The 11,738-nt window shown below is 53.9% G+C and carries 11 protein-coding genes; 5 read left to right on the top strand and 6 right to left on the bottom strand.

The window, feature by feature from the left end; genetic code table 11:
• Positions 1-10 precede the first annotated feature (10 nt).
• A complete protein-coding gene (gene gspE, locus DAI21_RS00675; protein WP_107702250.1) occupies positions 11-1,396 on the top strand; it encodes a type II secretion system protein GspE in 1,386 nt (461 codons plus the stop codon).
• On the top strand, positions 1,386-2,582 hold the full coding sequence (gene hofC / locus DAI21_RS00680; protein WP_107702251.1) for a protein transport protein HofC: 1,197 nt from the start codon (positions 1,386-1,388) through the stop codon (positions 2,580-2,582). The genes gspE and hofC overlap by 11 nt, the downstream gene beginning before the upstream one ends.
• Before the next feature lie 35 nt (positions 2,583-2,617).
• Here the strand turns inward: hofC and DAI21_RS00685 are convergent, their stop codons facing one another.
• Positions 2,618-3,661, bottom strand: a complete 1,044-nt coding sequence (locus DAI21_RS00685; RefSeq protein ID WP_100777612.1) for a GMP reductase — start codon at positions 3,659-3,661, stop codon at positions 2,618-2,620.
• Positions 3,662-3,889: 228 nt separating this feature from the next.
• Between DAI21_RS00685 and coaE the strand changes: the two genes are divergently transcribed.
• The 3 genes from coaE to yacG are packed head-to-tail and all read left to right on the top strand — an operon-like array spanning position 3,890 to position 5,457.
• Positions 3,890-4,510 carry a dephospho-CoA kinase gene (coaE, locus tag DAI21_RS00690; protein WP_107702252.1) on the top strand — a complete coding sequence of 207 codons (621 nt, stop codon included), beginning with the start codon at positions 3,890-3,892 and terminating at the stop codon, positions 4,508-4,510.
• Positions 4,510-5,253, top strand: coding sequence for a cell division protein ZapD (gene zapD / locus DAI21_RS00695; RefSeq protein ID WP_107702253.1), 744 nt, complete (start codon positions 4,510-4,512; stop codon positions 5,251-5,253). Before coaE ends, zapD begins: the two co-directional genes overlap by 1 nt.
• A gap of 9 nt (positions 5,254-5,262) precedes the next feature.
• Complete coding sequence (gene yacG / locus DAI21_RS00700) at positions 5,263-5,457, top strand: DNA gyrase inhibitor YacG (RefSeq protein WP_100777615.1); 195 nt, start codon at positions 5,263-5,265, stop codon at positions 5,455-5,457.
• A gap of 32 nt (positions 5,458-5,489) precedes the next feature.
• Here yacG and mutT read toward each other — a convergent pair whose 3' ends face one another.
• From mutT to ftsZ, 5 genes are all read right to left on the bottom strand, one after another.
• Positions 5,490-5,891, bottom strand: coding sequence for an 8-oxo-dGTP diphosphatase MutT (mutT, locus tag DAI21_RS00705; protein WP_107702254.1), 402 nt, complete (start codon positions 5,889-5,891; stop codon positions 5,490-5,492).
• Positions 5,892-5,950: 59 nt separating this feature from the next.
• Positions 5,951-8,656: a preprotein translocase subunit SecA gene (gene secA / locus DAI21_RS00710; RefSeq protein ID WP_107702255.1), complete on the bottom strand. Its 2,706-nt coding sequence runs from the start codon at positions 8,654-8,656 to the stop codon at positions 5,951-5,953.
• Between the two features lie 60 nt (positions 8,657-8,716).
• On the bottom strand, positions 8,717-9,220 hold the full coding sequence (secM, locus tag DAI21_RS00715) for a secA translation cis-regulator SecM (RefSeq protein ID WP_107702256.1): 504 nt from the start codon (positions 9,218-9,220) through the stop codon (positions 8,717-8,719).
• A 275-nt stretch (positions 9,221-9,495) separates the two neighbouring features.
• Entirely contained in the window at positions 9,496-10,413 is a 918-nt protein-coding gene (gene lpxC / locus DAI21_RS00720; protein WP_100777619.1) for a UDP-3-O-acyl-N-acetylglucosamine deacetylase, read from the bottom strand.
• A 101-nt stretch (positions 10,414-10,514) separates the two neighbouring features.
• Complete coding sequence (ftsZ, locus tag DAI21_RS00725; RefSeq protein WP_006173842.1) at positions 10,515-11,666, bottom strand: cell division protein FtsZ; 1,152 nt, start codon at positions 11,664-11,666, stop codon at positions 10,515-10,517.
• Between the last annotated feature and the right edge of the window lie 72 nt (positions 11,667-11,738).

The raw sequence follows: 11,738 nt of genomic DNA on the forward strand, positions 1-11,738 counted from the left end.
GGGGCGAAACATGAATTCAGAACAACTGAGACTGCTTTGTCAGCGTCATCATGCGCTGCTGCTGACCAGCAACGACGAGATGGTCAGCATTGCCGTGGTGGACACGCCGGCATCCCAAATGATGGAAGCCCTGCGCTTCGCGACGCAAAAGCGAATCGATATTGAATGCTGGACCAAAGAGCGGATGGAGAAGTACCAGCAGTCGTCATCGCCGTCAAACTTGCCGGTTGTGACTCCCATTGCCAGTTCTGCTGTCGATATTCTTAACCGCACGCTGCTGCAGGCGCTCAGTCAGCGCGCCTCGGATATTCACATTGAGCCTGCCGAAGACGCCTGGCAAATCCGCTTACGTATTGATGGCGTGCTTTATCCACAGCCTCCGCTGGCGGCTGCGCTGGCAACCACCCTGATTGCCCGTTTAAAGGTGCTGGGCGATCTGGATATCGCCGAGCGCCGTCTGCCGCAGGATGGGCAGTTTACCGTTGAACTGGCGGGTGCCTCGGTCTCTTTTCGCATTGCGACCCTCCCCTGCCGGGGTGGTGAAAAAGTCGTGCTGCGCTTGCTGCATCAGGTGCAGCAGGCTCTGGAGCTTGACGCATTAGGTATGACAGACGCCCAGCGCAGGCTTTTTGCCGAGGCGCTCAACCAGCCGCAGGGGTTACTGTTGGTCACCGGCCCGACCGGCAGCGGGAAAACTGTCACGCTCTATAGCGCACTTCAGGCCCGAAACGCGGAGGATGTGAATATTTGCAGCGTCGAAGATCCGATTGAGATCCCCCTGGCCGGGCTGAACCAGACGCAAATCAACCCGCGTGCGGGCCTGACATTTCAAACTGTGTTGCGGGCACTGTTACGCCAGGATCCGGACATCATCATGGTGGGTGAGATCCGCGACGGTGAAACGGCAGAAATCGCCATCAAAGCCGCGCAGACAGGCCATTTAGTGCTCTCCACGCTGCATACAAATTCCACGACAGAGACCCTGATCCGTCTTCAGCAGATGGGGGTTGCCCGCTGGATGGTCTCTTCTGCTCTGACGCTGGTCATTGCACAAAGGCTGGTACGCCGCCTCTGCCCCCATTGTCGAAAAGAGAGCTACCAGGAGGCGAGACTCCCCAAAACAGTCTGGCCACGCAAGCTACCGCACTGGCAGCCGGTGGGATGTGACCGTTGCTATCACGGATTTTATGGCCGCGTCGCTCTGTTTGAAGTGCTGCCAGTGAACAATGATATCCGCCAGGCTATCGCCAGTGGTGCATCAATTGAAGAGATCGAAAAAACAGCCCGACGAACGGGTATGACCACGCTATTTGAACACGGGTGCCTGGCCGTAGAGCGTGGGCACACCACGCTGGAAGAGCTGCTTCGCGTACTGGGGATGCCTGATGGCTGCTAAATATCTCTGGCGCTGGCGCGCGCTCACGGTTGAGGGGGAACTGCAGCAGGGCACACTTTGGGCTCCCGACCGCGAGTCGGCCTGGGGTCAGCTGTCGCAAAAGGCGCTCTGTCCGCTGGCCTTGAAGCGCAATCTTATGCAGCAAAAATGGCAGACACAGCACTGTTATGAAATTTTCCGACAACTTGCTGCCCTGCTTCAGGCTGGACTGACGCTCGCCTGGAGCCTGCAAATGTTGGCCGAGCAGCATCCCGTTAAGCAGTGGCAGGCGCTACTGGCCAGTCTGGCAGACGATCTCAGCGCGGGTTATGCATTCTCCGACGCCTTAAAGAAATGGCCGGAGGTGTTTTCTCCGCTCTATGTTTCGATGATGAAAACCGGTGAACTCACCGGAAAACTGGAAGAGTGCTGTCGCGAGTTAGCACAGCAGCAGCATTCACAGCAGCAACTTAGTGCGAAAGTAAAAAAGGCCCTGCGATACCCCACGATCATTTTGGCCCTCGCCGTTGTCGTGGTGATGGCAATGGTCACGCTGGTATTGCCCGAGTTTGCTGCTATCTATAAGACGTTTAATACGCCCTTACCGCTGCTAACAAAGCTGGTTATCGGGTTTGCTGACTTTGTTGGTCAGCATCTCACCGCGCTGATATGCATCGGACTGTCCCCGGTGCTCGTCATGCGTTTCCTAAGGCGGCATGAAGGCTGGCAGCGTTTTCATCAGAGATTTGGGTTGCGTGTGCCCATTATTGGCTCGCTGATTCGTGGGCAAAAGCTGAGCCAAATATTTACCGTGTTATCGCTGACACAGCAGGCAGGCATCGCTTTTTTACAAGGGCTGGAAAGCGCCCAGGAGTCGGTCGAGGGAGTGTTCTGGCAAGAGGTGCTGCGGGATGTCAGGCAGCGTGTGGTGCAGGGAGCATCTATCTGGTCGTCGCTGAGTGGCGCAGGAATTTTCACCCCATTATGTATCCAGCTGGTGCGAACGGGTGAGGTCTCTGGAGCCCTGGATACGATGCTGACCAATCTGGCGCGTCATCATAACGAGCAGACGTTTCAGCACGCGGATAATCTGGCGTCGCTGTTAGAACCGCTGCTATTGATTGTGACGGGAGTGATAATCGGAACGTTGGTGGTGGCGATGTATCTGCCCATTTTCCATCTGGGGGACGCCATGAGTGCGGGATAGCGCTGGCACGCAGGTGCGCACCAGCGACAAAGCGATTACAGGCTATTGAAAACGCGGTTTTCTTGTTCCTGCACGCGGATAAAGGTAGTGCGTTTGGTCAGCTCTTTCAGGCGTGATGCGCCGACATACGTGCATGCAGAACGCAGCCCACCCAGAACGTCGCGAGCGGTATTTTCGACCGGGCCGCGCAGAGCCAGTTTAACGGTTTTACCTTCTGCTGCACGATACTGTGCAACGCCGCCAACGTGGCGGTTCATGGCAGATTCAGAGCTCATGCCGTAGAACAGCATAAATTTCTCGCCGTTTTCTTCAACCACAGCGCCACCGCTCTCTTCGTGCCCTGCCAGCATACCGCCCAGCATCACGAAATCAGCGCCGCCGCCAAAGGCTTTCGCCACATCGCCAGGGGTGGTGCAGCCACCGTCGCTGATGATCTGACCGCCCAGGCCGTGGGCCGCATCGGCACACTCAATCACAGCGGACAGCTGTGGATAGCCAACACCTGTTTTAACACGCGTGGTGCAAACAGAGCCTGGACCGATACCGACTTTCACGATATCTGCACCAGACAGAATCAGCTCTTCGCACATCTCGCCAGTCACGACGTTACCCGCAATGATGGTCTTGGTCGGCCAGGCTGCACGCGCTTTGCTGACGAACTGAACAAAATGCTCGGAATAGCCATTCGCAACGTCGATGCAGACAAAATTAAACTCGGGATTTGCGACCAGGATTTGTTTGGTTTTTTCGAAATCCGCATCGGAGGTACCGGTAGATACCATGATGTGTTTCTTCACATCATCAGACGCTGAAGCGGCAAAAGCGCTCCACTCTTCAATGCTGTAATGCTTATGCACCGCAGTCAGAATATCGAAAGTCGCCAGCGCGGTAGCCATAGCAAAGGTACCGACGGTATCCATATTAGCGGCAATAACAGGCACGCCAGACCAGGTCTGACCGGAATGCTTAAAGGTGAATTGACGTTCGAGTTCAACGTCTGAGCGGCTTTTCAGCGTAGAGCGTTTAGGGCGGATGAGAACGTCTTTGAAACCTAACTTCAGATCTTCTTCGATACGCATGTGCGGATTCCTGGGGTTAGAGGCAAATATGTTAAAAGCACAACTCCAGTGACGTTATCATACGCACTAATACGTGCTCCGCAAGACTGCGAATTTCTCTTTTTTTACGCTACAATCCTATAAATTTACCTGGTCAAAAGCAGGTAAACAGAATTAACCATTCGCTACTGTAAGTTCAATTTCTAAGCAGCTGATTTTAAAAATGAATAATTCCCAGGATCTGATTTAATGGGGTACGTCGTAGCGTTAACGGGCGGTATTGGCAGTGGCAAAAGCACCGTGGCCAATGCTTTTTCACGTCGGGGTATCGCGATTATTGATGCGGATATTATTGCCCGTCAGGTGGTAGAGCCTCATACACCCGGCCTCAATGCGATTGCCGGGCATTTCGGACATCACATCATCAATGCCGATGGCACCTTGAACAGACGTCTGCTGCGGGAACGTATCTTTGCGCAGCCCGCTGAGAAAACCTGGCTCAATGCCCTCCTGCACCCCATGATTCACCAGGAAACTCAGCGCCAGATCGCTGCGTCCACATCACCTTATGTGCTATGGGTTGTTCCTTTGCTCGTTGAAAATCAGCTGCAGCATAAAGCCGATCGTGTTCTGGTCGTCGATGTATCACCTGAGACACAGCTTCAGCGTACGATGCTGCGCGATAATGTCACTCGTCAGCACGCTGAACAAATTCTTGCTGCGCAGGCAACGCGTGAAGCGCGCCTTGCCGTCGCAGATGATGTTATTGATAATGATGGCGCACCCGACACAATTGAATCGGATGTTGCCCGCCTGCACGCCCAGTATCTGATCTACGCGGCGCAGGCCGTAGCACAGGAAAAACCATAATGAATACGCACATCCTTTTTGAGCACCCACTCAATGAAAAAATGCGCACCTGGTTGCGCATAGAATTTCTCATTCAGCAGATGTCGCACCATCGTCCTATCGCCGATCACGCTACGGCGCTGCATTTTTTTCGCAATGTCGGCGATCTGCTGGATGTCATTGAGCGCGGTGACGTTCGTACCGAATTACTGAAAGAACTTGAGCGGCAGCAGCGTAAACTGCAGGCCTGGACTGAAGTCCCCGGCGTCGATCAGAGCCGCATTGACTCCCTGCGTCTTCAGCTGAAACAAAGCAGTAGTATTCTGATGGCCGCACCTCGCGTGGGGCAGTTTCTGCGCGAAGACCGCCTGATTGCCCTGGTGCGCCAGCGTCTGAGCATTCCGGGTGGCTGTTGCAGTTTCGACCTGCCAACGTTGCACATGTGGCTGCATATGCAGCAACAACAACGCGATGCACAGGTGACGAGCTGGATGGAAAGCCTGGAGCCGATGAATCAGGCGTTGACGCTGATCCTCGATCTCGTGCGCCACTCATCGCCGTTTCGCAAGCAGACCAGCCTTAACGGTTTTTACCAGGACAACGGCGACGATGCCGATCTGCTGCGTCTGAATATTGCGCTCGGCGAGCAGCTTTATCCGCAGATTTCCGGGCATAAAAGCCGCTTTGCGATTCGCTTTATGCCGCTGGACAGTGAAAATGGCACCGTGCCAGAACGTCTCGATTTCGAACTGGCTTGTTGCTAAGGAGTATTGATGTCTGAAATTATTACCGTCAGTTGCCCGACCTGTGGGAAAGCCGTGATCTGGGGCGAAATCAGCCCGTTTCGCCCGTTCTGCTGCAAACGCTGCCAGTTAATCGATCTGGGTGAATGGGCTGCGGAAGAGAAACGCATCCCGAGCGCGGGCGATCTGTCCGACAGCGACGACTGGAGCGAAGAACAGCAGTAACCCGTTCTCCGCAGCGCCTGCTGACAATCGGCTTAGCAGGCCTTCCATTCCTCAATCAGTTTTGCAATGACAGGCGCATTGGCTGGCGGGAATTTATCGGCGTCCAGCGCTTCTAATTCAACCCAGTTGCCAGGCTGTCCCTCTTTGCCCCAGGGTTCCCCCTCCCAGCTTTCCACCACCCAGAACCACAGCGTAATGTGGCGATCCGGGAACTGGTATTCGAGCTTATCGAACAATATAGGGCCACTCGGGGTGATCCCCACCTCTTCCTGAAGTTCGCGAATCAGCGCCTGTTCCGGCGTTTCACCTGATTCGATTTTCCCGCCAGGAAACTCCCATTTATTCGCCATATGGGCATCAGCGGCGCGTTGAGTAATGAAGATCTGGTTTTGCGGGTTGCGAATAATCCCGACAGCGATTTGCAGTACTTTCATATTGTGACTTCCATAAAAAAGGCGCAGATGTCTGCGCCTTTTCAACTGGTGATACGTGTTTAGCTCAGACGGCCATGACACGCTTTATATTTTTTACCGGAACCACATGGGCACGGATCGTTACGGCCCACTTTGCGATCGCCCGTCTGGGCTGCAATCGCCGCTGCCGCTTCGTCTTCGTCAGTCTGGTGACTCAGCTGCTGCATCTGTGCCAGACGCTCAGCCTCTTCACGACGCTGTTGTTCCATCGCTTCCACTTCTTCTGGCATACGTACCTGAACTTTGCTCAGGGTACTGATCACTTCGTATTTCAGTGACTCCAGCATAGAGGCGAACATGGCGAAGGATTCACGTTTGTACTCCTGCTTAGGATCTTTCTGCGCATAGCCGCGCAGGTGAATACCCTGACGCAGGTAATCCATCGCTGCCAGATGCTCTTTCCACAGAGAGTCCAGGGTCTGCAACATGACGCCTTTCTCGAAATGACGCATCATCTCGGTGCCAACCACTTCTTCCTTCTGCTTGTAAACGGCAACCGCAGTTTCCAGAATACGTTCGCGCAGCGTCTCTTCGTGCAGCTCTGGCTCTTTGTCCAGCCACTCTTTAATCGGCAGTTCGAGATCGAAGTCGTTTTTCAGACGTTCCTGCAGGCCTTCAACATCCCACATCTCTTCCAGAGACTGCGGTGGAATGTGCGCATCGATAGTCACTTTGAAGACATCTTCGCGAATGCTGTTGATGGTTTCGCTCACATCGGACACATCCAGCAGTTCGTTACGCTGGGTGTAGATAGCACGACGCTGATCGTTGGCAACATCATCATATTCAAGCAGCTGCTTACGAATATCGAAGTTGCGGCTCTCCACTTTACGCTGTGCGTTGGCAATCGCTTTGGTCACCCAAGGGTGCTCAATCGCTTCGCCCGGTTTCATCCCCAGTTTACGCATCATGCCAGACACACGGTCAGAGGCGAAGATACGCATCAGGGCATCTTCCATTGACAGGTAGAAGCGGGAAGAACCGGCATCACCCTGACGACCCGCACGACCACGCAGCTGGTTATCGATACGACGAGATTCGTGACGCTCAGTACCGATAATGTGCAGACCACCGGAGGCCAGCACCGCATCGTGACGCACCTGCCAGTCAGCTTTGATCTGCGCAATTTGTTCTGGCGTTGGGTTTTCCAGCTCGGCCACTTCGGCCTGCCAGCTACCGCCCAGCATAATATCGGTACCACGACCCGCCATGTTTGTGGCGATGGTAACCGCAGCCGGATAACCCGCCTGCGCAACGATATCTGCCTCTTTGGCGTGGAATTTAGCGTTCAGCACGTTGTGCTTAATGCCCGCTTTATCCAGCTCGTGAGAAACCACTTCGGATTTTTCGATAGAGATAGTACCCACCAGCACCGGCTGGCCTGCAGCGGTACGCTCGCGGATATCTTCGATGATCGCCTGAATTTTTTCCGCTTCGGTCATGTAGACCAGATCCGGCATATCTTTACGGATCATTGGGCGGTTCGTTGGAACGACAACGGTATCCAGTTTGTAGATAGAGCTGAACTCGAACGCTTCGGTATCCGCTGTACCGGTCATGCCCGCCAGTTTTTCATACAAACGGAAGTAGTTCTGGAAAGTGATAGAAGCCAGCGTCTGGTTTTCGTTCTGAATATCGACGCCTTCTTTCGCTTCCACAGCCTGGTGCAGACCATCAGACCAGCGACGGCCCTGCATGGTACGACCAGTGTGTTCATCAACGATGATCACTTCGCCGTCTTTCACGATGTAATCCACATCGCGGGTGAACAGGACGTGAGCGCGCAATGCCGCAGTAACGTGGTGCATCAGCATGATGTTGGTCGGGGAGTAAAGTGACTCGCCCTCTTCCATAATGCCCTGCTCAACCAGCAGCTCTTCGATCTGGACCAGACCGCGTTCGGTCAGGTTCACCTGACGCGCTTTTTCATCCACAGAGAAGTGGCCTTCGCCCTGGAAGGTATCGGAATCTTCTTTCTCCTGACGAATCAGGTGCGGGATGATTTTGTCGACTTTACGGTACATCTCGGAGCTGTCTTCAGCCGGGCCGGAGATGATCAGCGGAGTACGGGCTTCATCGATGAGGATTGAGTCGACCTCATCCACCAGCGCGTAGTGCAGTTTACGTTGTACGCGTTCTTCCGGGCTAAACGCCATGTTGTCGCGCAGGTAGTCAAACCCGTATTCGTTGTTGGTGCCATAGGTGATGTCTGCGCCGTATGCTTCACGCTTCGCCGGAGCGGGCAGGCCGGACATGTTGATGCCGACGGACATGCCGAGGAATTCGAACAGTGGACGGTTATTTTCGGCGTCACGCTGTGCCAGGTAGTCGTTGACGGTCACGACGTGAACGCCTTTACCGGTCAATGCGTTCAGGTACGCAGGCAGCGTTGCAGTCAGGGTTTTACCTTCACCGGTACGCATTTCTGCGATGCAACGTTCGTTCAGAACCATACCGCCGAGCAGCTGAACGTCGAAGTGACGCATGCCAAACACGCGTTTACTCGCTTCGCGAACCACGGCGAAAGCTTCTGGAATCAGGCTTTCCAGGGTTGCGCCTTTTTCCAGACGCTCACGGAACTCGCCCGTTTTCGCTTTCAGTTCGTCATCGGAGAGTTTTTCCATCTCCGGTTCCATACCATTAATGACGGTGACCGCTTTGCGCATACGACGCAGGGTACGATCGTTACGGCTACCGAAAACTTTGGTTAATAATTTGATTAGCATAATAAATTCTCACACGCCCCATCATGGGCAGATAAATTAAGGTATTGAAAAAAAGTTAATTTAGCTGAGGCGTTGTGGCCCGGCGCGGATGCCCTGCACCTGGCTAATCCAGGCGGACACCGAAAAGGCGGCGTGTGGGATAAAGGCGGTCTGAGCCATCTGACGAACGATGACCGGCGGTTTGCTCTCCTGCGTCAACAGCGCATTGAGCGTATCCAGCAGCGCAAGATGTTGCGCCTGAACCGGCAGCGACTCTTCCGCAGCAGGCAAGGCTTGTGGCGCCATGGCAAACGAAAGATGACGGATGACGGTGCGAATAGCATGTTGATGCCAGTAATCGACCGTAAAGTTCGGACGGCGACTGGCTTCGAGCAGCGCGAGATGAGTGAAGTTAACCCGCGTGGAGAGATCGTGTTTGGCGGTGGTGGTGTTCGCAGGCGTTGCCGCTTCTGCGGTATGGCTGAGTACAGGCAAGCCGAGGCTCGCCGCAACCATCCCTAATAAGAGATGCGGCCAGAAGTAACGTCTGCCAAATTGTCGCCAGCGCGTTAGTATTCCGCTCACCTAATCCACCATCGTATGCAGGCCCGTTCAGGCATGCGTTCAGATATTATTTAGCGCACAGATATTATCACTAAAGCGATAATACATCAGCAGGAATGACAGATTGCCACGGGTAAAAACGGTCAAGAATGCAGCGAACGCGCGCACATTCTGTGCTTAGCGGGCAATAATCATGCGGGGAAGAAAATCAGACGTGCAAAAACAAAAACGACTGGTCTTCCTGGCCGGAGAGAGTACCAGGTCAACCAGTCGATTTTACGATACGGAATTAACCGTTACGCCAGAACTGTGCTCGGCGCTTTGAATGCAAGTGGCAGTTCAGCTTCATCTTCGAAGGTCACAAATTCCCAGGCTTCCTGTTTTGCGAGGACTGCCTGCAACAATTTGTTGTTCAGTGCATGACCGGATTTAAACGCGGTAAATGCACCAATGATGTTGTGACCACACATGAAGAGGTCGCCGATTGCGTCCAGCATTTTGTGACGAACGAATTCATCTTCAAAACGCAGGCCGTCTTCGTTCAGTACGCGATAATCGTCAACAACGATGGCACAATCGAAGCTGCCGCCCAGGCACAGGCCACGGGACTGCAGATATTCGATATCACGCATGAAACCGAAAGTACGTGCACGGCTAATCTGACGCATAAACGCATCAGCAGAGAAGTTCATCGCATAGCGCTGGTTGCTGCCGTCAATCGCCGGATGGTTAAAGTCGATGGTAAAGTCCAACGAGAAACCATTAAACGGTTTGAATTCAGCCCACTTGTCGCCATCTTGCACGCGAACAGTCTCTTTAATGCGTACAAATTTCTTCGCGCAGTTCAGTTCATCAATGCCCGCATCAAGCAGCAGATAAACGAACGGAGCAGCACTGCCATCCATGATTGGGATTTCTGGCGCATCGACTTCAATAACGATGTTGTCGATACCCAGACCCGCCAGGGCGGCGTTCAGGTGCTCTACGGTAGAAATCCGCACGTCATGCTCGTTCACCAGGCAAGTACAGAGCATAGTATCACGCACAGATTTGGCATCGGCCGGAAAATCTACCGGTGGATTCAAGTCGGTGCGACGATAGATGACCCCGGTATTGGCCGGCGCAGGGCGCAGCGTCAGTGTGACTTTTTTGCCGGTATGTAAACCGACGCCAGTCGCCTGAACGATACGTTTAAGTGTCCTTTGTTTGATCATCGTATAATCTCGCCAAATTACTTATCCAACCGAGAGTGTATATCACTAACGGGTGGCCAGTTTAGCACAAAGAGCGAAAATCCCCAAATTCCAGCCAATTCTTAGTCAGCTTGCTTACGCAGGAACGCTGGGATATCCAGATAATCCGGTTCTTTCGCGGTTTGTGGCGTATTGTCGTTCACCACTTTCGCAGCCGGTTTTTGCTCCTGCGTCAGCGGCGCCATGCCGTGCTGCTGGTAGCGATCCATTACCGGTTGCTGGGTCTGTTTGTTGGTGACCAGGGTGATCTCTGGACGTTTGTCCATGCCGATACCGGTGGCAACAACGGTCACACGCAGCTCATCGTTCATTTCCGGATCAAGGGAAGTACCGATAACCACGGTGGCGTTATCAGACGCGAACGCACGAATGGTGTTACCCACGGTTTCGAACTCATCCAGACGCAGATCGAAGCCAGCGGTAATGTTGACCAGAACGCCACGCGCACCGGACAGATCGATGTCTTCCAACAGTGGAGAAGAGATCGCCATTTCAGCCGCTTCTTCCGCACGGTCTTCACCGCTTGCCACGCCAGAGCCCATCATCGCATAGCCCATTTCGGACATCACGGTGCGGACGTCGGCGAAGTCGACGTTCATCAGACCCGGACGAGTAATCAGCTCAGCGATACCCTGAACCGCGCCTTTCAGCACGTCGTTTGCTGCGCCAAAAGCGTCCAGCAGGGAGATACCGCGACCCAGCACTTTCAGCAGCTTGTCGTTCGGGATGGTAATCAGAGAGTCCACGTGTTTGGACAGCTCAGTGATACCCTGCTCCGCGAATGCCATACGCTTCTTGCCTTCAAAGTTGAAAGGCTTCGTCACGACAGCAACGGTCAGGATACCCAAATCTTTTGCCACTTCAGCAACGACCGGTGCAGCACCCGTACCGGTACCACCGCCCATGCCCGCTGCGATAAACACCATGTCGGCGCCATCGAGTGCAGCACGCAGTGCTTCACGGTCTTCTTCAGCCGCGTTACGACCGACTTCTGGGTTAGCCCCAGCGCCCAGACCTTTAGTGATACCACCACCGATCTGAATAGTCTGGCCTACAGCTGTCTTTCGCAGTGCCTGAGCATCGGTGTTAACTGCAAAGAATTCAACACCTTCGATGCGTTCGCGCACCATATGCTCGACAGCGTTACCGCCGCCGCCACCGACGCCGATGACTTTAATCACCGCGTCGTTGGTTAATTCCATTGGTTCAAACATGGTTTCTCTCCGTTTTTACGCTTCATCACTCAAGCCTGCCTGGGCAAAAGAGTGCTTTTGCGTATGTGCCTG

It is taken from the genome of Lelliottia sp. WB101, from assembly GCF_003051885.1.
Lineage (GTDB): Bacteria > Pseudomonadota > Gammaproteobacteria > Enterobacterales > Enterobacteriaceae > Enterobacter > Enterobacter nimipressuralis.

Bases quoted from the DNA above. Each gene is read 5' to 3' on its own strand.
- gspE (WP_107702250.1), top strand. From the start codon at position 11: ATGAATTCAGAACAACTGAGACTGCTTTGTCAGCGTCATCATGCGCTG.
- hofC (WP_107702251.1), top strand. From the start codon at position 1,386: ATGGCTGCTAAATATCTCTGGCGCTGGCGCGCGCTCACGGTTGAGGGG.
- DAI21_RS00685 (WP_100777612.1), bottom strand. From the start codon at position 3,661: ATGCGTATCGAAGAAGATCTGAAGTTAGGTTTCAAAGACGTTCTCATC.
- coaE (WP_107702252.1), top strand. From the start codon at position 3,890: ATGGGGTACGTCGTAGCGTTAACGGGCGGTATTGGCAGTGGCAAAAGC.
- zapD (WP_107702253.1), top strand. From the start codon at position 4,510: ATGAATACGCACATCCTTTTTGAGCACCCACTCAATGAAAAAATGCGC.
- yacG (WP_100777615.1), top strand. From the start codon at position 5,263: ATGTCTGAAATTATTACCGTCAGTTGCCCGACCTGTGGGAAAGCCGTG.
- mutT (WP_107702254.1), bottom strand. From the start codon at position 5,891: ATGAAAGTACTGCAAATCGCTGTCGGGATTATTCGCAACCCGCAAAAC.
- secA (WP_107702255.1), bottom strand. From the start codon at position 8,656: ATGCTAATCAAATTATTAACCAAAGTTTTCGGTAGCCGTAACGATCGT.
- lpxC (WP_100777619.1), bottom strand. From the start codon at position 10,413: ATGATCAAACAAAGGACACTTAAACGTATCGTTCAGGCGACTGGCGTC.
- ftsZ (WP_006173842.1), bottom strand. From the start codon at position 11,666: ATGTTTGAACCAATGGAATTAACCAACGACGCGGTGATTAAAGTCATC.